26 protein-coding genes and 4 pseudogenes are annotated in these 26,522 nt (G+C 58.9%); 13 read left to right on the plus strand and 17 right to left on the minus strand.

The genetic code is table 11. The features are described 5' to 3' along the window. Positions 1–8 precede the first annotated feature (8 nt). Positions 9–1,010 carry an ABC transporter substrate-binding protein gene (locus N8E88_RS18625; RefSeq protein WP_262294971.1) on the minus strand — a complete coding sequence of 334 codons (1,002 nt, stop codon included), beginning with the start codon at positions 1,008–1,010 and terminating at the stop codon, positions 9–11. Positions 1,011–1,057: 47 nt separating this feature from the next. Next, positions 1,058–2,140 carry a 4-oxalomesaconate tautomerase gene (locus tag N8E88_RS18630; RefSeq protein WP_262294972.1) on the minus strand — a complete coding sequence of 361 codons (1,083 nt, stop codon included), beginning with the start codon at positions 2,138–2,140 and terminating at the stop codon, positions 1,058–1,060. Between the two features lie 108 nt (positions 2,141–2,248). Here N8E88_RS18630 and N8E88_RS18635 point away from each other — a divergent pair, with 108 nt between their 5' ends. Continuing rightward, complete coding sequence (locus N8E88_RS18635) at positions 2,249–3,151, plus strand: LysR family transcriptional regulator (RefSeq protein ID WP_262294973.1); 903 nt, start codon at positions 2,249–2,251, stop codon at positions 3,149–3,151. A 193-nt stretch (positions 3,152–3,344) separates the two neighbouring features. Here the strand turns inward: N8E88_RS18635 and N8E88_RS18640 are convergent, their stop codons facing one another. Continuing rightward, a complete protein-coding gene (locus N8E88_RS18640; protein WP_262294974.1) occupies positions 3,345–4,241 on the minus strand; it encodes a LysR family transcriptional regulator in 897 nt (298 codons plus the stop codon). 96 nt (positions 4,242–4,337) lie between these two features. Here N8E88_RS18640 and N8E88_RS18645 point away from each other — a divergent pair, with 96 nt between their 5' ends. From N8E88_RS18645 to N8E88_RS18665, 5 genes are all read left to right on the plus strand, one after another. Beyond that, entirely contained in the window at positions 4,338–5,087 is a 750-nt protein-coding gene (locus tag N8E88_RS18645) for an SDR family NAD(P)-dependent oxidoreductase (protein WP_262294975.1), read from the plus strand. A 13-nt stretch (positions 5,088–5,100) separates the two neighbouring features. Next, entirely contained in the window at positions 5,101–5,520 is a 420-nt protein-coding gene (locus tag N8E88_RS18650; RefSeq protein WP_262294976.1) for a nuclear transport factor 2 family protein, read from the plus strand. A gap of 423 nt (positions 5,521–5,943) precedes the next feature. Further along, positions 5,944–6,891 (plus strand): helix-turn-helix domain-containing protein, encoded by a 948-nt coding sequence (locus N8E88_RS18655; RefSeq protein WP_262294977.1) that lies wholly within the window; start codon positions 5,944–5,946, stop codon positions 6,889–6,891. Between the two features lie 480 nt (positions 6,892–7,371). Next, positions 7,372–8,202 (plus strand): alpha/beta fold hydrolase, encoded by an 831-nt coding sequence (locus tag N8E88_RS18660; protein ID WP_262294978.1) that lies wholly within the window; start codon positions 7,372–7,374, stop codon positions 8,200–8,202. Between the two features lie 99 nt (positions 8,203–8,301). After that, the gene (locus N8E88_RS18665) at positions 8,302–9,507 is read left to right on the plus strand and encodes an NAD(P)/FAD-dependent oxidoreductase (RefSeq protein WP_262294979.1); all 1,206 of its coding nucleotides are present in this window, start codon (positions 8,302–8,304) and stop codon (positions 9,505–9,507) included. 150 nt (positions 9,508–9,657) lie between these two features. On the opposite strand, the gene N8E88_RS18670 is transcribed toward N8E88_RS18665, so the two are convergent. The 5 genes and pseudogenes from N8E88_RS18670 to N8E88_RS18690 all read right to left on the minus strand — a co-directional run bounded on the left by N8E88_RS18670 (position 9,658) and on the right by N8E88_RS18690 (position 13,942). Then, positions 9,658–10,083 (minus strand): cupin domain-containing protein, encoded by a 426-nt coding sequence (locus tag N8E88_RS18670; RefSeq protein WP_262294980.1) that lies wholly within the window; start codon positions 10,081–10,083, stop codon positions 9,658–9,660. Between the two features lie 62 nt (positions 10,084–10,145). After that, positions 10,146–10,897 (minus strand): annotated as a pseudogene (locus tag N8E88_RS18675) (SDR family oxidoreductase). Between the two features lie 120 nt (positions 10,898–11,017). Next, on the minus strand, positions 11,018–11,971 hold the full coding sequence (locus N8E88_RS18680) for an MBL fold metallo-hydrolase (protein ID WP_262294981.1): 954 nt from the start codon (positions 11,969–11,971) through the stop codon (positions 11,018–11,020). Positions 11,972–12,391: 420 nt separating this feature from the next. Next, positions 12,392–13,036 (minus strand): HD domain-containing protein, encoded by a 645-nt coding sequence (locus N8E88_RS18685; RefSeq protein ID WP_262294982.1) that lies wholly within the window; start codon positions 13,034–13,036, stop codon positions 12,392–12,394. Positions 13,037–13,156: 120 nt separating this feature from the next. Continuing rightward, positions 13,157–13,942 (minus strand): alpha/beta fold hydrolase, encoded by a 786-nt coding sequence (locus N8E88_RS18690; protein ID WP_410010658.1) that lies wholly within the window; start codon positions 13,940–13,942, stop codon positions 13,157–13,159. 248 nt (positions 13,943–14,190) lie between these two features. Between N8E88_RS18690 and N8E88_RS18695 the strand changes: the two are divergent. Next, positions 14,191–14,385 (plus strand): annotated as a pseudogene (locus N8E88_RS18695) (carboxymuconolactone decarboxylase family protein); the annotation flags it as partial. Between the two features lie 140 nt (positions 14,386–14,525). Here N8E88_RS18695 and N8E88_RS18700 read toward each other — a convergent pair. After that, positions 14,526–14,874: pseudogene (locus N8E88_RS18700) on the minus strand (MBL fold metallo-hydrolase); the annotation flags it as partial. Positions 14,875–15,058: 184 nt separating this feature from the next. Here N8E88_RS18700 and N8E88_RS18705 point away from each other — a divergent pair. Beyond that, positions 15,059–15,389, plus strand: a pseudogene (locus N8E88_RS18705) (LysR substrate-binding domain-containing protein); the annotation flags it as partial. A 98-nt stretch (positions 15,390–15,487) separates the two neighbouring features. Here N8E88_RS18705 and N8E88_RS18710 read toward each other — a convergent pair. The 8 genes from N8E88_RS18710 to N8E88_RS18745 form a co-directional block, all read right to left on the minus strand. Further along, positions 15,488–16,183 (minus strand): response regulator transcription factor, encoded by a 696-nt coding sequence (locus N8E88_RS18710; protein ID WP_262294983.1) that lies wholly within the window; start codon positions 16,181–16,183, stop codon positions 15,488–15,490. Position 16,184: 1 nt separating this feature from the next. Continuing rightward, complete coding sequence (locus N8E88_RS18715; RefSeq protein ID WP_262294984.1) at positions 16,185–16,562, minus strand: response regulator; 378 nt, start codon at positions 16,560–16,562, stop codon at positions 16,185–16,187. A gap of 2 nt (positions 16,563–16,564) precedes the next feature. Further along, the gene (locus tag N8E88_RS18720) at positions 16,565–17,206 is read right to left on the minus strand and encodes a response regulator transcription factor (RefSeq protein WP_262294985.1); all 642 of its coding nucleotides are present in this window, start codon (positions 17,204–17,206) and stop codon (positions 16,565–16,567) included. Further along, on the minus strand, positions 17,203–20,493 hold the full coding sequence (locus tag N8E88_RS18725) for an MASE1 domain-containing protein (RefSeq protein WP_262294986.1): 3,291 nt from the start codon (positions 20,491–20,493) through the stop codon (positions 17,203–17,205). The genes N8E88_RS18720 and N8E88_RS18725 overlap by 4 nt, the downstream gene beginning before the upstream one ends. A 177-nt stretch (positions 20,494–20,670) precedes the next feature. Beyond that, the gene (locus N8E88_RS18730; protein WP_262294987.1) at positions 20,671–20,826 is read right to left on the minus strand and encodes a hypothetical protein; all 156 of its coding nucleotides are present in this window, start codon (positions 20,824–20,826) and stop codon (positions 20,671–20,673) included. A gap of 15 nt (positions 20,827–20,841) precedes the next feature. Beyond that, entirely contained in the window at positions 20,842–21,702 is an 861-nt protein-coding gene (locus N8E88_RS18735) for an SDR family oxidoreductase (RefSeq protein WP_262294988.1), read from the minus strand. A gap of 278 nt (positions 21,703–21,980) precedes the next feature. Then, a complete protein-coding gene (locus N8E88_RS18740; protein ID WP_262294989.1) occupies positions 21,981–22,184 on the minus strand; it encodes a hypothetical protein in 204 nt (67 codons plus the stop codon). Positions 22,185–22,187: 3 nt separating this feature from the next. Continuing rightward, positions 22,188–22,745 (minus strand): hypothetical protein, encoded by a 558-nt coding sequence (locus N8E88_RS18745; RefSeq protein ID WP_262294990.1) that lies wholly within the window; start codon positions 22,743–22,745, stop codon positions 22,188–22,190. A 113-nt stretch (positions 22,746–22,858) separates the two neighbouring features. Between N8E88_RS18745 and N8E88_RS18750 the strand changes: the two genes are divergently transcribed. The 5 genes from N8E88_RS18750 to N8E88_RS18770 all read left to right on the plus strand — a co-directional run bounded on the left by N8E88_RS18750 (position 22,859) and on the right by N8E88_RS18770 (position 26,501). Beyond that, a complete protein-coding gene (locus N8E88_RS18750; protein WP_262294991.1) occupies positions 22,859–23,593 on the plus strand; it encodes a GntR family transcriptional regulator in 735 nt (244 codons plus the stop codon). Positions 23,594–23,643: 50 nt separating this feature from the next. Next, positions 23,644–24,399 (plus strand): transporter substrate-binding domain-containing protein, encoded by a 756-nt coding sequence (locus N8E88_RS18755; protein WP_262295528.1) that lies wholly within the window; start codon positions 23,644–23,646, stop codon positions 24,397–24,399. 71 nt (positions 24,400–24,470) lie between these two features. After that, complete coding sequence (locus tag N8E88_RS18760) at positions 24,471–25,142, plus strand: amino acid ABC transporter permease (protein WP_262294992.1); 672 nt, start codon at positions 24,471–24,473, stop codon at positions 25,140–25,142. Next, positions 25,139–25,798: an amino acid ABC transporter permease gene (locus N8E88_RS18765; protein WP_262294993.1), complete on the plus strand. Its 660-nt coding sequence runs from the start codon at positions 25,139–25,141 to the stop codon at positions 25,796–25,798. The genes N8E88_RS18760 and N8E88_RS18765 overlap by 4 nt, the downstream gene beginning before the upstream one ends. Beyond that, positions 25,776–26,501, plus strand: coding sequence for an amino acid ABC transporter ATP-binding protein (locus N8E88_RS18770; protein WP_262294994.1), 726 nt, complete (start codon positions 25,776–25,778; stop codon positions 26,499–26,501). The genes N8E88_RS18765 and N8E88_RS18770 overlap by 23 nt, the downstream gene beginning before the upstream one ends. Positions 26,502–26,522: the final 21 nt, after the last annotated feature.

The following is a 26,522-nucleotide window of genomic DNA, read 5'->3' on the forward strand; positions in this document are numbered from 1 at the left end:
CTTCCTCCTCAGTTCGTGCTTTTGCGCGGCGCTTTGTCGACGAAAGCGTTGGTGTATGTTTTCTTCAGATCGATTTCCGTTGCGGCAACCTTGTCATTGAAACTCCTCAGAACAGCGAGCGGGGTTTGAACCTCGGCTTCATTGAAGCGCCCATCCACGGAGAAGATCGGCTTGGCATTTGCGACAGCCTTCACGTAAGTCTCGCGGTCACCGGAAATGAAGGCTTCGGGTAGTTTTTGAACAATCTCCTCAGGAGAGCTGTTGTTCATCCATTCCAGTGCCTCAACTGTCGCGTTGACGACCTTCTGGATCGTTTCCGGATGCTCATCAATATAAGCTTGCGTGGCATAGAGAACGGAGGTCGGGTAGATGCCGCCGTAAATCTCCTTTGCGCCTTCATCGCTGCGCGCATCAATCAGGATCTTGCCGACGCCCTTGGCCTCGATGAATGTGGCGGCGGGATCATAATTGACCAGCAGATCAACTTTTCCCTGTTCGAGGGCGGCGACCGCAGCTGAACCGGAGCCGACCCCAATCAGCGAAACATCGTCCGCAGAAAGCTTGTGGCGCTGCAAATAATAGCGAACAAAGAAATCCGATGAGGAGCCCGGAGCAGTAATGCCGATTTTCGCGCCCTTGATGGTCTCAGGCTTTGCCGGGTCAAATGTCGAGTTCTTGCCGCCTGCAAGGACAAGACCGGAATTGCGCGCCAGCAACACAATACCCACGACGTCCTTCCTTTGTGCCTGCATCTGGATCGTATGATCGTAGAAGCCGACGGCTATATCTGTGGAGCCTGCCACAAGCGCCTGCAGGGTCTTGGATCCGCCCGAGGCGAAATTCTCGACGGTGACGTCGAGCCCTTCCTTTTCATAGAGACCAAGGCCCGATGCTACGGGGAACGGCAAATTGTTCAGATTGTAAGAGCCGACGCTGATTCTGACGGGATCCGCAAAGGCCGATCCGGCGAATACAACAGTAGCCGCGAGCGAGAGCATGAGTTTACGCATGGTATTTCCTCCCTGATGTGCGGCGCCCTCCCGGCCACCGCTTTCAATTATGCCGCGCAAACCATTTGCGCGATAGGTTTTGCAAAGACCTGGCCCTCGAACAGACGGCGGGCTGTACGCAGAATGCCTGCGACTGTCTTGCCGTCCCGGGAGTCCAACTTTACCTCCAGGCGTCCGCTTGGATGTTCGAGAACGAGAACGACCGGGGGCTTGCGTCCGCCAATCAGTCTGGACGCAACGGTGTTGTCGCTTATGCAGGCCGTAGCAATGCCGACGGCCCCCGTCGTGGCGAGCGAGGGATGGCACTGATGCGGCATGAAATAGCGCACATTTAGATCGCCGCCGGCTTTCGGCTTTGAGATCAGTACCGGTTTCGGAGCAACTTGTGCCGTTACGTCACCCATACCCATACGCTGGCCCGCCTGCTGCCTCAATTTTTCCAGCCGCTCGAGGAGAGCGCTGTTTGCATTCAGCTCCGTCGCCGTTTCATAACCGGTCGCCCCGATGGCCGCTGCCTCAAGGATCATCATTGGCATGGCGCAATCGATACAGGTCACTTCTATGCCGTCGATCGTCTCAAGACGCTGTCCAGTGGGGAAGAGCCTGCCAGTACGGGCACCGGCGGCATCCATGAATGTCAAGGCGATCGGCGCGGCGTGGCCGGGAACGCCGTCAATCGAAGCATCGCCAAGATAGGCGACCTGGCCCCCTGGCGTTGGAACGTCCGCCTCGATGAGCTTGCCCGTATTCACATTGTATATTCGCACCCGCGTCATCGGTCCCGTTACCTTGACGAGGCCGGCTTCGATGGCAAAAGGACCGACGGCGGCAAGCATGTTGCCGCAATTGGGCGATGTGTCGACCATTTGCTGATCAATACGCACCTGGGCAAAGAGATAATCGACATCCGCCCCCAATACAGTCGCCGGTCCAACAATGGCAACTTTGCTCGTGACGGGGTTGCCACCGCCGATGCCGTCGATTTGAAGCGGATGACCGGAACCCATCACGGATAACAAAATCTGGTCGCGTTGGCGCGGATCTGAAGGGAGGTCCGACGCCAGGAAAAACGGGCCTTTGGACGTGCCACCTCTCATCAAAACACAGGGTATACGAATGAGGTCGTTCATGGTTACCGCTCTTATTCATGCGCGTGGCAGATCAATCTGCCCATTTCTTGCACTTTGCGGTAAAGTGATTGATATGTGAAATGCGAAGATTCGGAGGATTGATGTGTTATGAGCATTAATTGTGAGATACTTGACCTCCGGGCGTTCTTAAGCGTCGTAGAACTCGTGAGCTTTCATCGGGCTGCAGAGGCGCTTAACCTCTCTCAGCCCGCCCTCAGTCGGCGCATTCAGAAGTTGGAGATGGCCATCGGCGCTCCCCTACTGGAGCGGACGACACGGCACGTCTCTTTGACAGCTTTGGGGACGGAATTACTCCCGCTTGTTCGCCGGATGTTGGAAGAGTTCGATGGTTCGCTATTTGCGGTTCGCGATGTCGGCGTCAACCGGGGCGGTCTGGTGACGATCGCCTGCCTTCCCACCGCTGCGTTTTATTTCCTGCCGACTGTCATTCGGCTGTTCAATGAAGAACATCCGAATATCCGTTTCCGTATCCTTGATTTGCCCGCGACCGACGGCTTGCAGGCCGTTGCGCGGGGTGAGGTGGAGTTCGGCATCAACATCATGGGTACATCCGATCCGGATCTGACGTTCGACCGTCTTGTTGAAGATCCGTTCGTTCTCGCGGCGCGCAAGGATCATGCGCTTGCGGAGAAAGCGGAAGTGGGGTGGGCAGACCTGGAACCTTACCCTCTGATCACGGTTCACCGGTCAAGCGCGAACCGCACACTTCTCGATGCGGCCTTGGCTAAGTCCAGCATCAAGCTTCGATGGTTCTATGAGGTAACGCACCTTTCGACGTCCCTTGGTCTTGTCGAAGCCGGGCTTGGCATATCTGTGCTGCCGCAGATGGCAACGCCCCAAGGGGAACATCCTTTTCTCATTAGCCGCCCGATACGCAATCCGGCAATTTCAAGAACAATAGGCGTGGTTAGGCGTCGCGGAGGGACCTTGTCGCCGGCTGCTGAGCGCTTCCTCCATATGCTAATTGGTACCTGGTCCGAAAGGCGCTGACGTGTCGTCACATTGATCTGAAACCGCCCTTCATCCGCAGTGGAAACGAATTCGGTGCCGGCCAGCGGAACCATGCAGACGCTGCCGAGGAAAATTTGCGACGGAACCTTTGCGCGCGCCTAGCATCCGAGAGTCAATGGAGCCAGGAAGTCGCAAGCGAGAGATAACCTCGCCAGTCCAACGGTCTTGAAGCTCAGATCGCTGCAATGACCTTGGCTTCGCCAGCCATGAAGTCGCAGAACAGCTTCACTCGCAAGGGTACGGTGCGCCCGAAGGCATGCAGAGCATTGAACGGTAGCTTGGGCAGGGCGATTTCTGGTGCGAGATCGAGCAAGATGCCGTCATTCAGCTCTCGGGCTACCAAACATCTCAGAAGATAAGCCGCACCAAGCCCACTCCGCGCGGCGTAGATCAATGCCGCTCCAGAATCGCAGTCAACTCGCCCGGAGGGAATGACTGTTCTTCCATCGGCCAAACGCAAGGGCGTTACTATGCCACCGGACATGAATCGAGCGAACGGAACGTCTGCCAGCGCCTCGGCGGACCCCGGCATTCCCCAACTCTTCAGGAATCGAGGGGATGCGACCACTGCCATCGGCAGATCTGCCAGGTGACGGACAATGAGATCCCCCAGTGCAGGATCTCCGACACGCAAAACCACGTCGTAGTCTTCCCTGATCAGATCGACGAAACGGTCCGTCAAACCGATATCAAGATGCAGGTCTGGATAGGTGGTTGCAAAGCGGTCAAACAGGCCAGGCAGCAGCAAGGGCGCCAGTTCCCCGGGCATGCTGATGCGCAACCTTCCAGACGGCACAGCCTGTGACCGGATCGCTTCGTCGCTGGAATCGAGTTCCCGAAGGAGAGGCGCTACGCGTTCGAAAAAAAGCTGGCCGTCCTGCGTAAGGGTGAGCGCACGGGTAGAGCGGAGAAAGAGCCGTGTTCCGATTTTCTTTTCCAACCGAGCAACGCTCTTCGAGACTGCCGATGGAGTCGTGTTCAGATCGCGTGCTGCGGCGCTGAACGATCCGGCCTCTACGGTCCGCACAAACGCCATCAATCCGGACGTCTCACCCAATAGATTTGGCATTTGCATCTCCCCGGCACAGCTCATGTGCCTGACTGTGATCTAATGGCGCGAGGCGCTCACGTTTATCTTAGTTTCACCAGAAAACGGAGATAGACAATGCAACATCTGAAAGACAAGGTTGCCGTGATTACCGGCGGCAATAGCGGCATTGGCAAAGCGACTGCCCGCCTGTTTGCAAAGGAAGGCGCGCAGGTCGTCATTACAGGTCGGCGACAGGACGTTGTCGATCAGGTGGTGGACGAAATCGGAAACGGCGTCGTTGGCGTCGTTGGTGACGTTGCCGACCTTGAACACCATCAAAGGCTCGCAGAAATAGTGACGAGACGGTTTGGCAATCTGGACATCTACATGGCCAATGCCGGGATCATCAACCTTACCGCTTCCGCCAACGTCACACCGGAAGACTATGACAGGCACTTCGCCACCAATACGCGCGGTGTGTTTTTTGGCGTGCAAACGATAGAGCCGCTGATCCGCGATGGTGGCAATATCATTGTCACGAGCTCGCTGGCCGCGACGAAAGTTCTGCCGGATCATACCGTCTATGCAGGCTCCAAGGCCGCCATCGCCGCATTTGCAAAAAACTGGGCGATCGAGTTCAAGCCCCGAAAGATCCGCGTCAATATCTTGAGCCCGGGACCGGTGGATACCGCAATCCTCGGCAAGCTTGGGGTTTCGGATGCCGATCGCCCGGTCCTCGAACGCCATTTGGCTACCATCATCCCGGCGGGCCGTCTCGGACAGCCTGAGGAACTGGCCCACGCCGCTCTCTTTCTCGCCTCCGAGGCGGGTAGCTTCGTCAATGGCGTAGAGCTGCATGTCGATGGCGGTATGACCTTAGCTTGAAAGGAGTGAAGAGATGCATCTGCAACATAATCCTGAAATCCTTGCCTTCATCGACCGCCTGGCAGAGACCGGCAGCAACTATCGGATGGAAGAGATGGAGAGCCTGTATACGGAGGACCTTGGATTCCTTGTCCTGACACCAGAAGGCGCGATTGCGCGGTTCTCCAAGGAGGAGATATTCGCGGAGTTCCGGAGCCGCCGCGACGCCGGTGAAAAGCCGCTGTCGACAGCGAAGAAGGTCCTGCATATCGAGGAACAGGGCCATGAGGCGACAGCCATCCTCTATCGTCAAATGGGTGATCGTGCTTCTCCGGCATTCTACGAGCTACGATTGCGCCGGGTGGCTGGTGAATGGCGCGTTGCCGGCGAGACGGTGCTTCCGTGGCCGGATCTCGCCACGGTCAAGAGTTTCCTGCCACCACGGGAGAAATGACGTCAACCAGTCCGTAGCGATTGAAGACTGACCAAACGCCGGGAGGCAAGGGCGAATCCGATACGACTGTCGTATTCGCCCGCCACTTCGCGAAGTCGGAATCTCTCAAACTCGACTAGATCGATCGGCACATTATGATGCAGCCTTGGATTCCCGTCGCTGAAACCCTGGTGCGATCAGGAGCGAGGTCTAACGGCGAACGCAACCTATACTGAAGGGTAGTTTTCCCCCTCGAAAATCTCTGATATTTCCTCCGTACAAGCAACGCGCGAATAACTGGATGCACGGCGGAATCTCTCGCAACATTGGGGATGTCATGTGTAGCAAGACTGACAAAGCCGGCCGCCATGGGCGGATGTACGATAATGCGGCGATCGTTGCCGGAATCGCACATAAGCAGCGCCGGTCAAAGAGCGTGCGTCCATGAGCTTGCCTTGCCCCTCCAATCCTCTCGATGGCTGTCCGGTTGAGACAATCGAGGCGCCGCAGCACGAGATGCCGGAGGTCAACCGGAACCCTGCGAACGAGATGTCACGCGTTCTCGGCACCGCGCCGGTCCACCTGGCAGCAGATTCATCCGGAGGCGCAATCGCCCATTGGCATCACGACCCGTTGCATGACGTCGTCGAGCCCATGACCGATCACGTAATCATGGCTTACAATGGCATGATGCAGCGCATGGAGCGGCGGTCGGGAAGATCGGTTGAGGTTGGAACGTTTCGTCCTGGGGTTGTGATAATCATCCCGGCCGGATCAAGCTCCCGGTGGGACATCCCAAAACCTGTTGATGTCGTCCAGCTCTATCTTCCTCACGCAACACTGAAGCGCGTTGCATACGAAGCCGATACTGCAGCGCCGAGCGATCTCCTGGAACGAACGGCGCATCCGGACTATATTACATCCCGATTGCTCCTGAGCGCGGCCGATGTCCTGGAGGACAACGGGGCGCTGGATATACTGTTCAGGCAGCAGTTGACTGACCTTCTGGCCACGCGCCTACTGGCCGCACATACCGGCAAGCCGCCCTCTTATCAGCCGGCGGTTGGCGGCCTCGCGCCTAACGTGTTGCGCCGGGCAATTGAGCGTTTGCGTTCGGACGCTGACGCGGACGTCTCCCTTGCGGCCCTCGCTTCCGACTCCGGGCTGTCACGTTTCCATTTCTGCCGCGCCTTCAAGGAAAGCACGGGGCTTTCGCCTCACAACTGGCTGCGTCAATATCGGCTCGAACAGGCCATGAATATGCTGCGCGATCCTCGAAATTCGGTCGCGCTGGTCGCAGCCTCGCTTGGTTATGCCTCGCAAACAGCGTTTGCCGCCGCGTTTCGAAAACTGACCGGAGAAACGCCGACCGATTGGCGGCGCCGCGGCTAGCCGCAGTCACTTTCGCCCTCGCTTCTGATTTTTTTGGACTGTGGCGTTTTTCTGCGGCGTGTTCAAAGAGAGCGCGCGTCTTTCACCACATTACCTGCTTCGCTGCTATCGGCTGACAAGAGAGGACATGCTGAGCGATACCACAACTCAGCCATAATGATCGCAGCTTCGCCTTGTTATGTCTCGCAACCAGTAATTGCCGCCGCATTTCGAAAACTGATCGGAGAAACGCGGGGCGGTGAGAGGTGGCGCGGCCGTTAACCGCAATTGCTCTGCAATGGCGTCAATCGCTCTGGCGCAGCCGCAGACCCGATTCGCTAAACCTCCATTGTCGCATGCCAATGATCCCTCGGAGACAAAGGGATGGCCTGGGGCAACTCGATCGGGCTGATTACGGGCGATCTCGACCAAGCACTCCCATAGCGGCCGTTCGAACCGATGACGGGAAACGAAACAAATATTCTACAAAGGATCAGCACAATGACCTCCATTACAACTAGCGACGGTGTTCAACTTTTCTACAAGGACTGGGGACCGAAATCCGCTCAACCGATCGTCTTCCACCACGGCTGGCCACTCAGCTCAGACGATTGGGATAATCAAATGCTCTTCTTCGCCGGCAAGGGCTTTCGTGTGATCGCCCACGATCGCCGCGGCCATGGCCGATCAAGTCAGGTAAGTGATGGCCATGACATGGATCACTATGCCGCCGATGTCGCCGCAATGATCGAGCACCTCGATCTTCGCAATGCGGTTCACATCGGCCACTCTACCGGTGGCGGTGAAGCCGCGCGATATGTCGCGCGCTACGGCAAGGGCCGCGTCGCCAAGCTGATCCTGATCGCGGCCGTGCCGCCACTGATGTTGAAGACCCCAACCAATCCCGGTGGTCTGCCGATCGAAGCGTTCGACGGATTGCGCCGCCAGCTCGCCGCCAACCGTTCGCAATTCTATCGCGATTTCCCGAGCGGCCCGTTCTACGGGTACAACCGTCCGGGTGCCGAACCTTCGGAGGCGGTCATCTCAAACTGGTGGCGTCAGGGCATGATGGGCGGCGCGAAAGCACATTACGAAGGCATCAAGGCATTCTCGGAGACGGATTTTACCGAGGACCTGAAGAACATCGCAGTGCCGGCGCTGGTGTTGCATGGCGATGACGACCAGATCGTCCCGATCGGCGCCTCCGCTCCGTTATCGGCGAAGCTCCTGCAGGCCGGCACGCTGAAGATCTACGAGAAGCTGCCGCATGGGCTATGCACGACCCATGCAGATGTCATCAATGCCGACGTGCTGGCCTTCATCACCGCCTAAGCGATGTCACGTCACCAATCCGCGCGCCATCGATTGCCGATCATCTTCTGCGGACGGTGACGCGCGGCCATTGAAACTACAAATTACGGAGTGAACAACATGAGACTTGTGATCGTGGGTGCCGGCTTCGCCGGCATGTACGCCGCACTTTCCGCGGCCCGCCTGCGCGATATCGAAGGCGTTTCGCCCGAAGAGCTCGAAATCGCGCTGGTATCCCCCGAACCGACACTCGTCATCCGCCCCCGGCTTTACGAGCCGAAGCCCGAGACTCTGACGGCACCTTTGCAGGATGTATTTGATGCCATCGATGTCGCCTACGTGCAGGGCAGCGTCGAGGCGATCGACGCCAAGGCCTGTACCATAGACATTGTCAATGCCAAGCACGAACGAAAGTCCCTTCAGTATCATCGCCTTGTGCTCGCCACCGGCAGCCGGCTGTTCCGCCCGAACATTCCCGGCCTTGCCAAATACGCCTTCAGCATCGATAACATCGATGACGCTATTGCCCTCGATCGCCACCTGCACGAGCTTGCGAGGATGCCGGCCTCAGCTGCGCGCAGCACCATCGTTGTTGCCGGCGCCGGATTCACAGGGATCGAGGCGGCGACCGAAATGCCGTCGCGGCTGCGGACCTTGTTCGACAAAACCGTCAATCCCCGCGTCATTATCATCGATCGCACTAGCGCGGTCGCCCCCGACATGGGCGAAGGTGCTCGCCCGATCATCGAGGAAGCATTGCGCAAGCTCGGCGTGGAAACGCGGCTCAACGCCGGGATTTCATCGCTGGATAAATCCGGTGTCACGTTAATTACCGGCGAGTATATCGAAACCATGACCTTGATCTGGGCGGCAGGCATGCGCGCCAGTCCGCTTACCACGAAAATCCCCGGCGAGCGCGACAAGTTCGACCGGCTGCTGGTCGACGGCTGCTTGCGTGTGCCGTCCGTGCCCGGCGTCTTCGCCACCGGAGATGCGGCGCGTGCCGCTTGCGACAATTGCGGTAACTACGCATTGATGTCGTGCCAGCACGCCACCCGCATGGGCGCTTTCGCTGGCAACAATGCCGCCGCCGAACTGTTGGGCGTACCGACGCGGCAATATCACCAGGAAGCCTATGTCACCTGCCTGGACCTCGGCGATGCGGGAGCACTCGTCACCCGAGGTTGGGACCGCAAGGTGGAGATGGTCGGCGAGAAAGCGAAGGCGATCAAGCAAGAGATCAACACTGTCTGGATCTATCCGCCGAAGCCTGAGCGCGCGGCTGCGTTGGCCTCCGCCAATCCTGAGCGTGTAACGAACCTCTGATCGCATCACAACAGGAGCTGTGCTCCGGCCAAGAGCGTAGCTCATTATATTCTGGCCCTCCTCGCGAGGCGCCCCATCATGGCAGAATCACCGATTGTGGTTGCGTCAAGGAGCGGCCGGGCACCTGCACTGCAGGCCCGGCCTGTTAGCCTATTTCTTGATCGGGAAGGTTAGTTCCTGCTCAGCGGTATCAACCACGAAGACAGCGAGCAGCTTTGCCGGCTTAGTCTTGCTGGCGTTTTCGCTGACGCCGTGGCGATCGCCCGGCAATTCCGAAAAGCTTTCACCGGCGTTATAGACTGTGACGGGACCGTCGTTGACCTGACTGCGGATCGCGCCTTCGAGAACGGTCGCGTAGATGAAGGCGGATGTTGGATGTGTATGGCCCTCCGAGAAGCCGCCCGGTGCATATTCGACGAGAACACCTTTCATGCTTTTGCCGGGAACGTTCGGCAGTTTATGGTCATAGACCAGCGTAACCTTTGCGCCCTCTCCGCCACCAGGCGTATCATGTGCAAGAGCGGCACCTGACAGGAGAACCGTCAACGCAACGGCAAAATGCAGTGACTTGATCATGTCTATCGTCCTTTCGTGAGTGAGGCACCGGGCCGCCTCTCAGACGGCCCGTATGCACGTTGTTATTTTCTCGGTGTTGTCGCAAACCAATCATCGAAACCGATGCGGCCGATGCGAGGATGATTGTCGGAGACGAGTGACCCGTCCTCCAGTTTGGTCCCGAAATACCGGGCCTCCGGATCTGCGACAACGTTGCGGGTATCTCCGATCGCCTTGAGGTAGCGCGCGGCGAAATCGCACAGACGCGCGCGCTCGGGGCCGCAGATTTCAACGGTGCCGTTAGCCGGCTTGGCAAGGGCCGCGTCCGTTACGAAATCAGCTACGTCGTCGGACGCGATCGGTTGCAGGAAACCCGTCGACAAGCGGGCGGTATCGCCGACCGTACCCTCCTGGGCGATGCCGCCGAGAAACTCCATGAACTGTGTCGAACGCACGATAGTATAAGGAATGCTGGCTTCCCGAATAATCTTTTCCTGAGCGACCTTGGCTCGAAGATAGCCGCTATCCGGCAATCGATCGGTGCCGACGATGGAAAGCGCGACATGTGTTTCACGCCGGCATCCATTTCCGCTGCCATCAGGTTCCTGCCCGCCGTCTGAAAGAATTCGAGCACGGCCTTATCCTCGAAGGAGGGCGAGTTCGCGAGGTCTATCACCACCTCCGTATTCTTAAGTACTTCCGCCAAGCCCTCCCCGGTTAGGGTGTTAACACCGGTTTTCGGGGCAGCGGCAATGACCTCATGACCTTTCTTTCGTAAGCGTTCTGCAGTCTTGGAACCGATCAGTCCGGTTCCGCCAATAATCACGATTTTCATAAGTTACCTCCATATGCAGCTTCCCGAATGGGGTGCATCGTTCGTAGGGAATAGGGGGAAGGCCGAACCGGTATAACCTTCAAGGGCACATGTCCCGGCTCGACCCCAACTCGAGTGGCGTTAGTAGTCCCAGGCGATCGGTACCCAACGAAAGGCGTCGCCTTCGATCGCGACGTGGCCGGTGGAGGGGAACGGCATATGCGTCGCCACCAGCAGTTCGCCGGTCGCTGCCAGCTCCTGCAAGAGCCGGACCCGAACGCGGGCAGCCTCCTCTGGGTCGTGTTCGAAGCCGTTGTACCAGTCGGGGTGGTCGAACCCGACCGTGAACACGGCGTCGCCGGCAAACATCAATCGATCGCTGCCAGACGTCAGGCGCACGATGCTATGGCCGGGGGTGTGGCCGCCGGTGCGGGTAACGACCACTCCCGGCGCTACCTCGTATTCCTCATCGAACAGTCGCAGATTGCTGTGATATTCTTCCGCGAACCGCTTGGCGGAAGCCCGAAGCGCGTCCGGGAAACCCGCCGGCATGTGCACACGAGAGAAATCGGGCGCCTCCCAGAATTTGACCTCGGCGGCGGCAACGTGGATCCGCAGATCCGAACGCAGCCGCTCCTTCACTCCGCCAACGATCAATCCGCCAACGTGGTCCATATGCATATGGGTCAACACAATATCGGTCACCGAGCCGAGATCAATGCCGGCGGCCTCCAGTCGCCTGACCAGCTGCCCGGCCTTCGGCAGGTTCAAGTCAGGATCCAAACCCAGTCCAGCGTCGATGAGTATCGTCTGCGCGCCGCTGCGCACCACAACGACGTTCAACGCCCAGTCACAAGCGTCTTTCGACAGGAACATGTCGCCTAGCCAGGTTTCCCGGTCGGCCAGGGCGGCGTTGTGTCCCAACATTTCGGTTGGAAGCGGTAACACTCCATCGCTGACCACCAGAACGTCAATCTCGCCGATCTGCAGCGCGTAACGCGACGGAACCAGCTCTTCGGCTCCCGATCTGCCGGTTGGTGGGGTGTTGTCCAGTTTCATGCTTGCCTCCTGAGAGTTATTGATCATCTGGTTCATCTTTGAAAACTCCTGCGTTCTATCTTGGTGCTGGATTCTGGGTGGCTTACTCTTCCTAGCTGGACTGGAAGCGCAGTCGCCGGTGAAGTCTTTGGCTATTGGCGACACACTCACTGCTGGCGTGTCCTCTGATGTTCTATCGAAACTGATGTGCCGCTGCGCCAGAACGATTGCTGCCGCTGTAGAGCGATTGCTGCCGACGCATGCGCATGCAGCAATCGTCCGAAGTTTCGCCGGTCAGTCGAATGCGGCCGCGAAAGTAACGTCCGGCAATGATCCTCGAGGGCATCGCCTTGGTTCTCGACCGCTTCGACCGTAGGATCGGCACTTCCTGCAGTCTAGCAACCGATATGGGGGCGACGCGCATCCCGCCCCCTTGATAATACTCCAGGGCCATGCCTCCTCTATTTTGCGGCGCTTTCACTCCTCGAACGGAGCTTTCGCCACGAGGTCGACTGAAGAATCCGGAACCTTATAATCGGGCACGAAGCGTTCGCCGAAGTCCCGCACGAAGTTGTCGTAGGTTGTTCCCGGCGTCGTCTCGGCGATGTGGCAGAAGCATTTGGTCATCTGTCTTTTCATTCCGAGCCGGGGGAACTCGGCAACGATCGCCTTCATTTCAGAGGATGGAATGGCACTGTATTGCAGGCCTACTACGTCGAGGCAGATCCCGGCGGTGCAGAGTGCGACCTCGGCTTCCTTGTAAAGGCCGATCGACGGCGTTGAGTTGAGCGCGACGCTGTCCCAGATCAACTGGGCGCGATACTTGTCGACTCCTGCGTCGGTCGCGAATCTGTGCGCCAGGTCGGCGGCTTCCACCTCGAAGCGACGAGGCCCCTTGAATCTCTCGTTGAGCGTTATGTCATGCAACAGCGCACCGACCGCGAGAACCTCCGCGTCGTGTTCGATGTTCCGAAGCTGCCCGATCCGTTCTGCAAAGACCCACGACCTGACAACGTGATTGTATAGATAGGGTTCGCATGCCTCATGAGCATAGTCCAACGCGCGCTCTATGAGAGGTGTCGTGGGAACCGAAATTCCAGCAAGTTTTAGTGTCTCTGTCACGCCCGTCTTCGCAGGTCCATGGTTCATCTGTCTACGGGGGTATCTCCCGATCGGCGACGCTGTCATTTCTCGCAGGTCGTCAGGTCTTCTCGTCGGTATCGATGACGAATATCTGAGGGATTATTGCGTTGATGCGGCTTCCTTGATCAGCGCTGCGACTTCGCCCGGATGCGAGACCATGAGCGCATGCGAAGCGCCATCGACGACGACAGTCTTCCTGGCAGGAGCACGTTCTGCCATGAAACGCATCACGGCCGGCGGGATATTGCGGTCTTCCGATCCGTAGATACTGTAGGACGGTAGCACCTTCCAAGTTGCAATTCCCGACGGTTCGGCGAGGGCAGCCTGAGCAACGGGGCGCTGCGTCGAGGCCATGAGGTCGGCGGCTTCTTCAGAGATATCGGCGGCAAACTGGAGGTGGAATTTCTCAGGCTTGATGTAGAGATCCTGCGTCCCATCAGGCAGGTTTACCGGCGCCAGAGCAGCCGCCAGGGTACTGCCGGGAAACTTGCCCGACAACGTCAGGCTGGATTCGCCGGTATCCGGCATGAAGCCGGCGACGTAGACCAACGCTTTTACATTCGGGTTGCCGTTCGCGGCGGCAGTGATCACGGGGCCGCCGTAGGAATGGCCCACAAGCACCACCGGCCCGTTGATGGAACGAACGACTGCCGAGACCGAAGCGGCATCCGAGGCGACGCTTCGAAGCGGGTTAGCCGCTGCGACCGCCGCGTAGCCATCGCTGGTCAAGCGGACAATCACGGCGTCCCAACTTGAGGACTCTGCGAAAGCACCGTGCACGAGAACGATCGTTGGCCTGGCGTGGCCATCTTTTGACTGCGCGATTGTATTGGCTGACATGGCAAGTGTGGCGCCCAATGCCAGAATCCTGATAGTTTTTAGCATCTGCATTCTCCTGTGCTGCGGTTGCCGATGCCGGGAGAATAATGTGGGTGGCGTTGCCAAGCCATTCTACGGGGGACGCGCCAATCCCCCGCTGAAGTATAGGGTGAGGTGTCCCTAACGATGGGAAACCTGATCAATAGGATGGGTCCCGTTCAATTCGGCAGTAGCCGAATGCACCGTCTCGCCAAATGGATGATCCGCTCCAGAGGATACTTATACGTGGGGTCGGCCTTTCGGTATCGTGGGCGCGCGTAGCGCTCGCATGGGCAGAGGCGCTGACCAATATTGCAGCAAGCCATGCATCGGATTCAGATTGTGACGCAGCACATCACATCTCGGATGAGGAACTCGTGGCGCTCTCAATTGGCGTCGCCATGATCAACGTTTGGAACGGGTTGGCTGCTGGCGATCGACTTTCGGCAGACAACAAGCGTGCCGCCTGACAATCCGGTTTACAGGGGTTCACCAGGCGAATGAGTTCGCCCGGTGGCGGATCGAATTGTATTCCGGGCGACACGTTGCGCGCCCGCAGCAAGCGTGTTCTGCAGTGCACGACCGATAATGACCACGGCCACGCCCGCGGTCAGTAGTCCCAGAAGACTGGTACCCAACGAAAGGCATTACCGTCGACCGCGACATGGCCAACAAAAGGAAACGGCATATGTGTTGCCACCAGCAGTTCGCCGGTCGCTCCCAGCTCCGGGGGTGTGGCCGCCAGTACGGGAGACGACCACACCCGGCGCCACCTCGTGCTCGTTCTCGAACAGCCGCAGCTGGCTCTGGTGGTCTTTGCTACACCTTTTGGCGGCCGCCCGAAGCGCATCGGGGAAGCCTGCCGGCATTGAGACGTGGGAGAAATCGGGCGACTCCCAGAATTTGACCTCGGCAGCGGCCACGTGGATCCGCAGCTCCGGATTCAGTTGTTCTTTTACTCTGCAACATGATTCCCTCCTGTTTTGAGTGATCGAGACGTGCCGGTCACAAGCCACAGCGCGGATTTTATATCGAGACGCCTTGGCGATCGAGCTACGTTGAAGGATAGGGCAGCCTATGCACCGCAGTGATGCTTTGGTCGTGAAGAGGCTGGTATAAGGGCTTCTCGCCCGCCGAACGGTGCCCGTGACCGCCGAAGCCTTGGCAGCTCTACCCTTCGCCCCGCTATGCATTGGGCGGCGTCCACAGCCCCCGCGTCTTGCGGACGAGATGCGCTTCATTCCCTCCGGGCCTATCGATTGCGACTCGGGAGCCGCGCTCATTCAGGCTGCACTCGCCGGGTTAGGCGCGGCATATCTTCTGCGATGCTTGGTCGAGAAGGAACTGGAGGCTGGCACGCTTGCGCCCGGCATTGCGGTTCCCAGGCTACCTTCAATGCATTGCATGCCGCACGGTACCGTTGCGCGTAAAGCTGTTTTACAATTTCGTAGTCCGCGAGGCAAAGGTCGTCGAAAAGATCTGGGCAACGATGCATCATCGTCAACGCGGGCCTCCGTGCGGATGTGGTGCGGGCCTGAGAACAGCCTCTCCCTTACCTTACGGATGACTCGGTCAAAATCCGGGCGCTCCGATCTCGCGCATACCCGGAGGCAGGGTCTCCCATGCCCTGATCAGCTCTCCGATGGAGCCGGCCTCCATCTTGCGCATGACGTTGGAGCGATGCAGCTTGACCGTAACTTCGCTTATGCTGAGGTCGAAGGCGATCTGCTTGTTGAGGCGTCCGCGCGCGACTTCGCGCAGGATCTCACGCTCGCGGTTTGTCAGTGTCTCAAGGCGCTCGAGATTGCGTTTGACGACCATAGCCTCCGCCCGCCGTGCTGCATCCAGCGCAACACCGGCGATCACTGCATCGAGCAGTGTCTGGTCACGCACTGGCTTGGTGAGGAAGTCTACAGCGCCAGCTTTCATCGCCTCGACCGTCATCGGGATGTCGCCGTGCCCGGTCAGGAAGATGATTGGCTTGAGATTACCGCTTCGTGCCAGATGGTGTTGTAGATGCAGCCCGCTCGCTCCGGGCATGCGCACGTCGAGGATCAGGCAGCCTGGGCTGTCCAATATGTTGGCGTCCAGCACTTCGCGGGCCGAGGCGAAACTGACCGGCTGGAAGCCTGCCGAGAGAATCAACTCCGACAAAGCCTCACGAACGGCTGCGTCGTCATCGACAATGATGACGATCGACTCTGTTGCGTCATTCTTGCGCTGCGCCACCAACGGCGCCAATTTCCGGGACGGTTGGTCCATTCTCATGTCACCCTCCATTTCTCGATTTTTGCATTGCCTCTGCGATGGCTACGAGCAGGGCAGGAGCGTCAAAAGGCTTGCGGAAAAAACCGCTAATGCCCTGGGCGCGGCCCTGGTCTGCGATTTCGTGGCGGCCGGTGATCAGGAAAACCGGCAGTTCCGGACGTGCCTTCTTCACGATGTCACGAAGTTCAAAGCCGTTCGTGTCGGGCATGCCAATGTCCGTTATAAGCACATCCAGATCTGCCAATCCGCGGACAAGCAAATGCCCGGCCGACTGGAAGCAGCAAGCCGCATAGCCGGCGGATTCCAGCAGCTCTTCCAGCGACTCGAGCAGCCTTGGATCATCATCGACAACCGCAATGATAGGTTTCCTTTTATCCATAGTTAGTTCCCTCCCGGCCGGCGCGAGTGGGTGATCGCTATTTCCAATCTTTCTGCGATACGCACGAGATCGGCGAGCGATGCTGCTCCCATTTTCTGCATTACTTTCCTTCGGTGAATTTGCAGCGTGACTTCGCTGATCCCCAGTTCGGATGCTGCCTGCTTGTTGAGCAGACCGCTCACCACGAGCGGAAGCACCTCACGCTCTCGTGTCGTCAATTCGAGATAGCGTTGTTTCAGTATGCCGAGTTCGGCTCGTTCCGAGCGGTTTTTTCGATCTTCGGCGATCGCCGTGTGGACCGCGGCCATGACGTCTGTATCGCTGAACGGCTTGGTGAGAAAATCCACGGCGCCATGCTTGATCGCCCGCACCGAGGACGGAATGTCGCCGTGCCCGGTAATGAAGACGATTGGCGGATGATCCCCCTCGGCGATCTGCCGCTGCAATTCGAGGCCGTTGATATCGGGCAATTCGACGTCAAGGATAAGGCATGCGGGAACATCCGGCTTCTCGGTGTTCACATATTCGCCCGCCGACCCGAAGGCTATGGCGCGCATTCCGTGGGCCTCCAGGAGTTCCCCGAGCGCTTCCCGGATGCGTCCGTCATCGTCCACGATGAAAACAACATAGTCGTCCGCCGTCATGGTGCCGCTTTCGTTGCAATTGGTAAGGTGAAAATGAATCGCGCGCCGTGCGGTTCATTCTTTTCGGCCCATAAACGCCCGCCATGTGCCTCGACGATCGAGCGGCAGATGGCGAGCCCCATGCCCATTCCGTTTTCCTTCGTCGTGAAGAAGGGTTCGAAAATCCGGTCGGGAAATTCGATACCGCGCCCATGATCGTTGATTTCTGTCTGAATCTCGCTACCCAGGCGATGCGTATGCACCTGAAGGACTTTTTCGCCTGCAATGAGATCCATCGCGTCCATGCCGTTGCGGATGAGATTGATCAGGACCTGCTGAATCTGGACGGAATCCAGCGTGACGGCTGGCAGGTCGCTTTCGATGGAAATGTCCATGCGAACGCGATGCCGAGCCCCTTCCTCGGCCATAAGAGCGCCAGCCTCGGTAACGACACTTGCGAGCGTAGTGCTGTTCCTCGTCTCCGTGGATTGCCTGAAGAGGCCGCGGATTCGGCTCACGATATCGGCCGCCGCGTTGGCGTCCCGGATAATGCGCGCGGCGACGGTCGTCGCGCGTTCCACGTTCGGAGGCTCGACCGACAGCCAGCGATGGCATGCATGCGAATTGGCGACGATGGCGGCGAGCGGCTGATTCACCTCATGGGCGATTGATGCCGAGAGTTCCGCGAGGCTTGCGGCCTGCGACGCGACCGCCAGTCTCTCCTGTGTCCGGCGCAATTCCTCCTGCGTGCGCACGTCGTCGTCTATGTCGTGCGAAAGTCCGTACCACTGGACGATCCGCCCGCTTTCATCACGTAACGGCTCGGCGCTACCGTCCACCCAGCGATAGACGCCGTCCGCCCTTCGCAGCCGATAGCGCATGGAGAAGCGTTTGCCGGTCGCCAAGCTGCAGTTGAGCGCTTTCGCCATTCCCGCCGAGTCGTCGGGATGGATGGCCGATTTGATGATGGCTGCCATCCCGCTTGTGTCCAGCATATCTGCTTCTCTCGTGTCAACGCCGAAGAAGTCCATCATGCGTTTGTTGAAGAAGGTCGGCTCGCCGGTTGGACTAAGCCGCCAGAGAAGGCTGGGCACCATGTCCACGAGCTGCGAGAACTCCCGTTCACGGTTGCGCAACGCCTCCTGCGCCTGCATTTCGTCTTCGATGTCGATTGACGCGATGTACCATTGCACGATCGCACCGTCGGCAGCGCGCAGAGGCTGGGCGCGCGCTTCTATCCAGCGATACAGGCCATCCTTAGTGCGCCGGCGAAACCGATTCACGAAAGGCTGGCCGGTCGCGAAGCCGTTCGTTGCTCTCTGAAACATGGTTGGAAAATCTTCAGGGTGAGCCACATCTCGAGCCAGCGCATCGAAATCCTTGATGTCGGGCGTCGGCGAACCGGCGCTGTCCAGATATCGCTTGCTGGCGTAGGTCATCCTGCGCGAAGGAGCGAAACTCAGGATGTTGATGGGCAAGGCGTCGATCATTTGCTCCAGTTGCTGCTTGCTGCTTTGCAACGCCTCCTCGGCCTTCTTGCGCTCCGTGATATCGATGAAGCCGACCAGACTCTTGTCGGCGACTGCGCCGGGGCGGGCGGTGGCGAAAACGACGTCCATGACGCTGCCGTCCATACGCTCCACCTTAGTCTCTTCCTGAAAAACCTCCTCGCCGCGATAACTTGCCTCGATGGAGCGGCGGATGGTGGAAAGGCCCGGCTGCCAATAACGCGTTATCGGCCCATACATTTCTTCCGCGTTCTGTGCACCGAACATTTCGACAACATGCTGGTTCACTTCTTCGATCTCCAGGGCTTCCACAGCGTGAACCAGGAATTCAGGGTGCTCGTCCATATAGGTTTCGAGATCGGTGACGCCCTCAGCCCGCAATTCCTTGAACAATGGAATGAGCTTGCTGGCATCCACCTGTGTCAACCCGATTGGCATATAGTGGAACAAATCGCGGTAGCGGCGCTCGCTTTGCTGTAACGCTTCCAGCGCGCGCACCTCGTCGTCGATGTCGATAGAGATTGCGAACCATTGCACTATGGTTCCGTCGTCGTCGCGCAGCGGTTCAGCCCTGCCATCGACCCAGCGGTATACGCCGTCCGCGCGGCGCATACGATATTTCAAGGAATAGGGTTCGCCGGTGGCGACGGAGTGACGCACCGCTTGCAGTAGGACAGATGCATCATCCGGATGGACAAGGGTCTCTATGTTCGTCGCCAGCCGGCTCATGCCCGGCTTGTTCAACTGTTCCAGGTCAAGCCCGAAAAAATCCACCAGGCGCTTGTTGAAGAAGGTCGGCTCGCCCTCCGGCGTCAGCCGTCTGATGTGGACCGGGACCATATCCACGATCTGCGAAAGCTCCCGCTCCCGATCACGCAGGGCCTCCACGCTTTGGCGCAATGTCAGCAACGCCAGCTGGTGCTGTCGGGATATGGCGGCCACGATCAATGCCGAAAATGCCGAGATCGCCAGGAAGAGCTGCAGCATGATCTGATTGTGGCGCTGGGTCTCGGGATCACCGGCAAACTGGCTGGCGCCCGATATCGTGAATATCGCTGTTATCAGCGCAAGGAGGGCCAGCGTGACAACAGCCCCTTTGAACTCGAAGCGCACCGCAGCCCAAAGCAGTGGCGGCATGATGATGTAGGCGAAAGGCAGGTAGCCGCCGAGCGAAAGGGCGGCGACGCCGAGCAAGATCAGTCCCAGGACACAAGCTTCCATCCATCGCGCCATGGAGAATTCGGTCTTCCTGTGCCAGTTCTGGATCACGACGAGCGCGAGCGGCGCGACGATCAGGACCCCAGTTGCATCCCCGATCCACCAGAGGGGCCAGGCCCCCACGAAGGTTTGCGAAAGTATGCCGAACCAGGCAAGCGTCGCGCTTCCGACCGTCGCGCTCACGACTGGCGCGAAGACCGCACCCAGTACGACGAATACAATAACTTCCTGCAAGGTTTCCAGCCGAGCTGGCCGGCCTAAGGCCCGGTTCACGAGCCACGCGCCGACCACAGCTTCGAGCGCATTGCCAGCATACATCAGGAAAGCTGCAGGCAGAGGGCTATGGAACCACAGGATATTGCTGAGCAGTTCGGCCAGACCGCCCGCCAGCACCCACCACGGCCAGCTCTTCATGGGAGCGAGCACGAGGGCCGCGATGAATAACCCGCTCGGAGGCCAGATGGAAATGCCTGTTCCAGGTACGATTGCAAGTGCCTGCGCGAAACCGCAGCCCAGGACGTAGGCCAGAAAAAAGAGACCCAGATGCAGGAGTGGGGGGCGGTACGACCAGACGCGCGTCATCGGCTGCTCCTGCAGGAAGAAAATATGGGATCGTCAGCATTTCGTGTTGGACTTGTTGCCGAAATCGGTGCCGGCAACCCGTTGCCGCACCCTAATCGCGCCACCGCGCGGCTGCAACTTATGGAAATCCATATATTGGCGGCCGACTCTGTGCGGCCTTCGCGAAAAGCGTCGAGCCTAAATGATATCCGAAATCCGCCCGACCCTTGCCGCTGAACTCCCGGTAGGATAGGCGGTGTACATGCCGATGAAGGACGGGCCCATGTTGGAGGCTGACAGCAGAAGGTGCCAAGCAAACGACATGCGGGAAAGAAAAGCCGCATCAAAAAGCATGTGGCGGTTCCTGTCCTACTCTAAAAGCCGCAGGGGAATGATATGCTCTTCGATGTCCGTCGACCGGCTAACCTCGTTCCAGCGGAGCGCGACCGCGGATCGGACCGCATCGCTCTGGGCAATTCGCGCCAGCGCATCGCTTCCCAGGATGAGCTGTTCCGGTAGATCATCCTGGCGTGAAAGATCGAAGATGACCGCGGCCACCTTGTCGGGATCGCCAGGCTCGGTGCCGGCATAGTCCTGCGTCATCTTCATGATCGCACCGATGGTCGGTTCGTATTCCGGCAGCAGCGGCGGAACATGACCGCGCGCAATCCGTGTCCAGTTCGTGCGGATGCTGCCCGGCTCGACAGCGATAGCTGTCACACCAAACGGTTTGACTTCCTTGGCGAGCGAAGCGGTAAAGCCGCTCACTGCCCATTTGGCAGCGCTATAGGCGGTGGAACCCGGACTGCCAAAGCGGGCGGAACTGGACGAGATGTTGATGATATGTCCTGATTTTTGCTGGCGCATCACAGGGAGGGCGGCGCGTATCAGATTGACAACGCCGTAGAAATTGGTGTCGATTTCGGCCTTGAAATCATCTTCCAAGATTTGCTCGAAGGGACTGAGGTGAGCATAGCCGGCATTGTTGAGCAGCACGTCGAGCCGCCCGAACCGGCCCATGGCAGCCTCGACGGCGGTACGTGCAGCCCCCATATCCGTTACGTCAAGCTCTACGAGATTCACCTGCTCGCCGTAGCGCTGTACCAAGTGCGAGAGGCGGCCAACACTCCGTGCTGTCGCCACCAGATTTTCGCCACGCGCGAGTACGAGTTCGGCTGTACTTAGACCGATTCCGCTGGCGCTGCCGGTTATGAGCCATGTCTTGGGCATTTGGATTTCCTTCAAAGGAAATGATCGGGAGCAGGTTTGGACGGATGTGGCGCCGCAGAGCCGCGCCATTGCTGTGTTTGCCAGTTCTTAGCTCAGCATTGTCTTTTCGAGACCGAACTTGGCGTCCACCGAGCCGTTTGCCGTTTTGAAGCCGATGTTGTGGCGGTTCCAAGAGCTGGCGCCATCACGACGAAGCTTAGGTCCGAGATTTCCTTCTCGGAACGCTGGGGTGCAAATGCTGGTATAGCTCGCCCGGCGTGCTTGCTCGGGAAGCTTGGTCAGGACTTCGGTCCGGGCCAGTAGATTTCTGTGCCGTCCTTGGTGGTGATCGTACTCATCGTCTGCTTTCCGTGATTGAGGGTAGAGGGCGTCTTGGCCGCGGCGACCGAGGGCAAGTCTGCTGCGATACCGGCGGCGAGGCCGCCGAGCAGAGCATCGCGGCGTGAGATGCTAATGATCGATGGATTTGAAATATCTCGCATTTTCTATCCTTCGCGGTGGAATTGACTATACCAAGGAGGATGGCGATCGGCGGCCCGTAAAACTATTGGGCGGAAGCGTCTGCGGACTGTGCGAAAGTTTAGATGAACACATCGAACGATTAGACGGTTGGCTTTTGCGTCCAAACGCGGCGTGTGCTTGCCGATAATGCGGAAATCTTTCGGGTCCTTCAGCGCAATTTTCTGGGGCACGGGCATGGCCATGGCCGCCTCGGCGAGCTCTCCGTAAAGCAGCTTGCAGCCATCGGTGGCAAGAACAGCGCCCCGCTCGTCCCCCACGTTCCAGCGGTCCGCCGCAGCAGCAAGGAGCATGGCGCGGACGCGGACGCGGGCACCGAGTTCCCGATATTGCGTAAAGCTGTTCTTGATGGTGTTCGAGCCTCCGGTGAGGTGCATGCCGAAAAGCGGATCGACGTAGGCCGCGTCATTGGTGCCGAGCTGACTGCGTACCAAGCTCCAGTCCGCGTCGAGCTCTTCGGCCAGGATCTTCGGCAATGCCGTCTGAATTTCGCCGCGCTCAAAAGACTTTGCACCAAAAAGCACCAGATGAATGGGCTCCTGCTGCCATTTTCATCATGATCGTCGCGGTAATAACACTAAGTGCTTGACTTGGCTGTCCTAAGGCACTTGGCACGACTCTTGCTCTCCTGTCTGGTATGCAAAATTCACATACAGGACAGACCGCGCAGGGTGATATCGAGGAGGCCATCGTCTCCGGCATCCTTTCCGCTCGCATCAAGCCCGGCACCCGCCTCAGTGAAAACCAGCTGGCAACACTCTTTCGCGTTTCGCGAACGCGGGTGCGGGAGGCGATGATGCGGCTGGAAACACGCGCCATTGTCCATGTCAGCCCCCGCCGCGGCTGGTTCGTTGTTGAACCGTCGGCCGAGGAGACGATGACGGTCTATGCCGCCCGGCGGGTCATCGAATCCGGCCTGCTTCGCTGCATGAGCGAACTGACGGTTGCTGGCGGCGAGAAACTGCGCGCGCATCTCGCCGAAGAGAAGGAGGCTATTTCGGCCGGAGACAAGCGGCGGCTGACCTGCCTGATGGGCGATTTCCATATCCGGCTGGCGGAGTTGAGCGGCAATATCGTGCTCATCGACATCCTGCGTGACCTGACGGCGCGGACCATCCTGATTTCGATGCTCTATCAGTCCGACTTCCATGCGATGCAGTCCCATCTGGGGCATTGCAGCATCGTGGAGGCCTTGGAGGCCCAGAACTTCGCGAAAGCCGCCGAACTGAACATCGCGCATCTCGAGGAGGTCGAGGAAGGTCTCGACCTGACGTCGCGCCCCGATCCGCTCTCGGAGCTACGCACCTCGCTTTCCCTTCCCCCCGCGGCCGCAGCAACGAAGGAAGCGGCCGTCTCATCCCAGAAGAATTAAATCCAAAGGAGAAAAGCATGACATTCACCAAACGCTTCGCCGCCGCGGCTATGGCCGTCGCCGCCATCTTTGCCACCGCTTCGGCCTCCCGCGCCGACGCGCTCGCCGAGATTACCGATCGCGGCACGATCCGCGTCGCTGTTCCGCAGGATTTTCCGCCTTTCGGCAGCGTCGGCACGGACATGGTCTCGATGGGTTATGACATCGACATTGCCAATCTCATTTCCGAAAAGCTAGGCGTGAAAACCGAACTCGTCCCCGTCACCAGCGCGAACCGCATTCCCTATCTGCAGACCAACAAGGTCGATTTGGTGATTTCGAGCCTCGGCAAGAATGCCGAACGTGAAGCGGTAATCGACTTCTCCACGCCCTACGCCCCGTTCTTCAATGGCGTCTTTGCCCCCGCCGGTATTACCGTGACGAAGGCCGAGGAACTTTCCGGCAAGACCGTCGGTGTCACGCGGGGCGCCGTCGAGGACTTGGAACTGACCAAAGTTGCCCCTGCCGACACCGTCATCAAGCGCTACGAAGATAACAACGGAACGATCTCAGCCTTCCTCTCCGGCCAAGTGGACGTGGTGGCTACGGGTAACGTCGTTGCGGCTGCCATTCTCGCCAAGAACCCGCCGAAGCGCCCGGAGCTGAAGTTCCTCATCAAGAACTCGCCCTGCTACATCGGCATGAACAAGAACGAGCCGGGCCTGCTCGAAAAGGTCAACGCCATCATCGCCGCTGCCAAGACGGATGGCACGCTCAACGGCATCTCCCAGAAATGGCTCGGCGCCGACCTTCCAGCCGGCCTCTGATCGGATTCAAAGCCGCCATCCCGCAGTCGCGGGATGGCGCAACCGCTGTTGAAGATGAAGAGGGGCACAACTTGAACTATGTTTTTGAATTCGGCTGGTTAGCCCAATATTATCTACAGATCGTCAAGGGCGTTCTGATAACGCTCGAGCTGATTGCCATCGGGGCGGGGTTTGGAATATCGCTGGGCATCTTCTGTGCCTGGGCGCGAGCGCTGGGGCCATCATGGCTGAAGCCGATCGTTGCGACCTATGTCGAACTGATACGCAACACGCCGTTCCTGATCCAGCTTTTCTTCATTTTCTTCGGTCTACCATCGATCGGCCTGCACCTCGGTGAACTGACGGCGGCCAACATCGCGATGGTGATCAATCTCGGCGCCTATACCTGCGAGATCATCCGGGCCGGCATCCAGGCGACGCCGAAGGGACAGTTCGAGGCCGGCGCTAGCCTGGCGATGACACCTTTCGAGACCTTTCGCCATGTCGTGCTGCTGCCCTCGCTGCAGCGCATCTGGCCGGCACTGTGCTCGCAGGTGGTAATCGTCATGCTCGGCTCGTCGGTGGTGTCGCAGATCGCCGCCGAAGACCTGACGTTTGCCGCCAATTTCATCCAATCGCGGACCTTCCGGGCATTCGAGGCCTACATGGTCTCGACGGCCATATACCTTGGTCTGGCCATCCTGCTCCGGCAGGTACTTGTCGTTCTCGGAAGCTTCATCTTTCCCCGGAGGCTGGCGCGATGATCGAATTTTCGACATGGGACATCCTGCGCAATCTTTTGTTGGCGACGCGCTGGACCATCCTGCTTTCGCTTGTCTCCTTCGTCGGAGGAGGGGCGGTCGGATTGCTCTTGCTCTTTCTGCGCATCAGCAAGCGCAAAGCGGCGAGGGCTTTCGCCACCTACTACATCGAGCTATTCCAGGGCACGCCGCTCCTGATGCAGCTTTTCATCGCCTTCTTCGGCCTCGGTCTGTTCGGCGTCGACGTGCCGGCATGGCTTGCCGCGGGTCTGGCGCTCATCCTGTGGTCCGCCTCGTTCCTCGCCGAAATCTGGCGGGGCTGCGTTGAATCGATCGCCAAGGGACAATGGGAGGCATCCGCCAGCCTCGGCATGGGGCGGCTGCAGCAGATGCGCTACGTCGTCTTTCCGCAGGCGCTGAAGATCGCCGTGCCGCCGACCGTCGGCTTCTCGGTGCAGGTCGTCAAGGGCACGGCACTGACCTCGATCATCGGCTTCGTCGAACTGTCGAAGGCCGGAACCGTCGTCACTAACGCCACCTTCCAGCCTTTTACTGTCTACGGCCTCGTCGCCCTCATCTATTTCGCACTCTGCTGGCCCTTGTCCAGGAGCAGCCAAATTCTCGAAAGGAAGCTCAATGTCGCTCATCGAAATCACTGAGGTCCGCAAGAGCTACGGAACCAATGAGGTTCTCAAGGGCATCAATCTCGACGTCGAACCCGGTGAAGTCATCGCGGTCATCGGCAAGAGCGGTTCGGGCAAGTCGACGCTGCTTCGCTGCATCAACGGGCTGGAAACTATTACGCAAGGGTCGATTTCGGTCGCCGGCGCGCAACTACTGGACGACGAGGTGCATCTGAAAGCATTGAGGCTGAAGGTCGGGATGATCTTCCAGCAGTTCAACCTGTTTCCGCATCTGACGGTCGGCGGCAACGTCATCCTCTCCCAAGCCGTCGTCAAGAAGATTGCGAAAGTGGAAGCCGAGGCGACGGCGCGCAAGATGCTCGACCGCGTCGGGCTGGGGCACAAGTTCGATGCCTATCCGGACGAGCTTTCGGGCGGCCAGCAGCAACGCGTCGCAATCGCGCGAGCGCTTGCCATGCAGCCGATCGCGCTTCTCTGCGACGAAATCACCTCGGCGCTCGATCCGGAGCTGGTGTCAGAAGTGCTTACGGTCGTGCGCGAGCTTGCGGCGGAAGGTATGACGCTGTTGATGGTGACACATGAAATGAAGTTCGCCCGCGACGTCTGCTCAAGGGTCGTTTTCATGCACCAGGGGCGGGTGCACGAGATCGGACCGCCGCAGGAGGTGTTCAACAGCCCGAAGACGCCGGAACTGCAACAGTTTCTCGGGGTGCATTGAGGGGGGCTTGCGTTGCTGCGC

It is taken from the genome of Phyllobacterium zundukense, from assembly GCF_025452195.1.
Taxonomy (GTDB): Bacteria; Pseudomonadota; Alphaproteobacteria; order Rhizobiales; family Rhizobiaceae; genus Phyllobacterium; species Phyllobacterium zundukense_A.

Excerpts from the sequence above, each read along its gene's own strand:
- N8E88_RS18715 (WP_262294984.1), bottom strand. The coding sequence starts at position 16,562 with ATGGATAAAAGGAAACCTATCATTGCGGTTGTCGATGATGATCCAAGG.
- N8E88_RS18730 (WP_262294987.1), bottom strand. The coding sequence starts at position 20,826 with ATGCTTTTTGATGCGGCTTTTCTTTCCCGCATGTCGTTTGCTTGGCAC.
- N8E88_RS18720 (WP_262294985.1), bottom strand. The coding sequence starts at position 17,206 with ATGACGGCGGACGACTATGTTGTTTTCATCGTGGACGATGACGGACGC.
- N8E88_RS18625 (WP_262294971.1), bottom strand. The coding sequence starts at position 1,010 with ATGCGTAAACTCATGCTCTCGCTCGCGGCTACTGTTGTATTCGCCGGA.
- N8E88_RS18740 (WP_262294989.1), bottom strand. The coding sequence starts at position 22,184 with ATGCGAGATATTTCAAATCCATCGATCATTAGCATCTCACGCCGCGAT.
- N8E88_RS18665 (WP_262294979.1), top strand. The coding sequence starts at position 8,302 with ATGAGACTTGTGATCGTGGGTGCCGGCTTCGCCGGCATGTACGCCGCA.
- N8E88_RS18660 (WP_262294978.1), top strand. The coding sequence starts at position 7,372 with ATGACCTCCATTACAACTAGCGACGGTGTTCAACTTTTCTACAAGGAC.
- N8E88_RS18670 (WP_262294980.1), bottom strand. The coding sequence starts at position 10,083 with ATGATCAAGTCACTGCATTTTGCCGTTGCGTTGACGGTTCTCCTGTCA.
- N8E88_RS18770 (WP_262294994.1), top strand. The coding sequence starts at position 25,776 with ATGTCGCTCATCGAAATCACTGAGGTCCGCAAGAGCTACGGAACCAAT.
- N8E88_RS18725 (WP_262294986.1), bottom strand. The coding sequence starts at position 20,493 with ATGACGCGCGTCTGGTCGTACCGCCCCCCACTCCTGCATCTGGGTCTC.
- N8E88_RS18765 (WP_262294993.1), top strand. The coding sequence starts at position 25,139 with ATGATCGAATTTTCGACATGGGACATCCTGCGCAATCTTTTGTTGGCG.
- N8E88_RS18755 (WP_262295528.1), top strand. The coding sequence starts at position 23,644 with ATGGCCGTCGCCGCCATCTTTGCCACCGCTTCGGCCTCCCGCGCCGAC.
- N8E88_RS18645 (WP_262294975.1), top strand. The coding sequence starts at position 4,338 with ATGCAACATCTGAAAGACAAGGTTGCCGTGATTACCGGCGGCAATAGC.
- N8E88_RS18635 (WP_262294973.1), top strand. The coding sequence starts at position 2,249 with ATGAGCATTAATTGTGAGATACTTGACCTCCGGGCGTTCTTAAGCGTC.
- N8E88_RS18640 (WP_262294974.1), bottom strand. The coding sequence starts at position 4,241 with ATGCCAAATCTATTGGGTGAGACGTCCGGATTGATGGCGTTTGTGCGG.
- N8E88_RS18680 (WP_262294981.1), bottom strand. The coding sequence starts at position 11,971 with ATGAACCAGATGATCAATAACTCTCAGGAGGCAAGCATGAAACTGGAC.
- N8E88_RS18655 (WP_262294977.1), top strand. The coding sequence starts at position 5,944 with ATGAGCTTGCCTTGCCCCTCCAATCCTCTCGATGGCTGTCCGGTTGAG.
- N8E88_RS18710 (WP_262294983.1), bottom strand. The coding sequence starts at position 16,183 with ATGAGAATGGACCAACCGTCCCGGAAATTGGCGCCGTTGGTGGCGCAG.
- N8E88_RS18650 (WP_262294976.1), top strand. The coding sequence starts at position 5,101 with ATGCATCTGCAACATAATCCTGAAATCCTTGCCTTCATCGACCGCCTG.
- N8E88_RS18690 (WP_410010658.1), bottom strand. The coding sequence starts at position 13,942 with ATGCTAAAAACTATCAGGATTCTGGCATTGGGCGCCACACTTGCCATG.
- N8E88_RS18630 (WP_262294972.1), bottom strand. The coding sequence starts at position 2,140 with ATGAACGACCTCATTCGTATACCCTGTGTTTTGATGAGAGGTGGCACG.
- N8E88_RS18750 (WP_262294991.1), top strand. The coding sequence starts at position 22,859 with ATGCAAAATTCACATACAGGACAGACCGCGCAGGGTGATATCGAGGAG.
- N8E88_RS18735 (WP_262294988.1), bottom strand. The coding sequence starts at position 21,702 with ATGCCCAAGACATGGCTCATAACCGGCAGCGCCAGCGGAATCGGTCTA.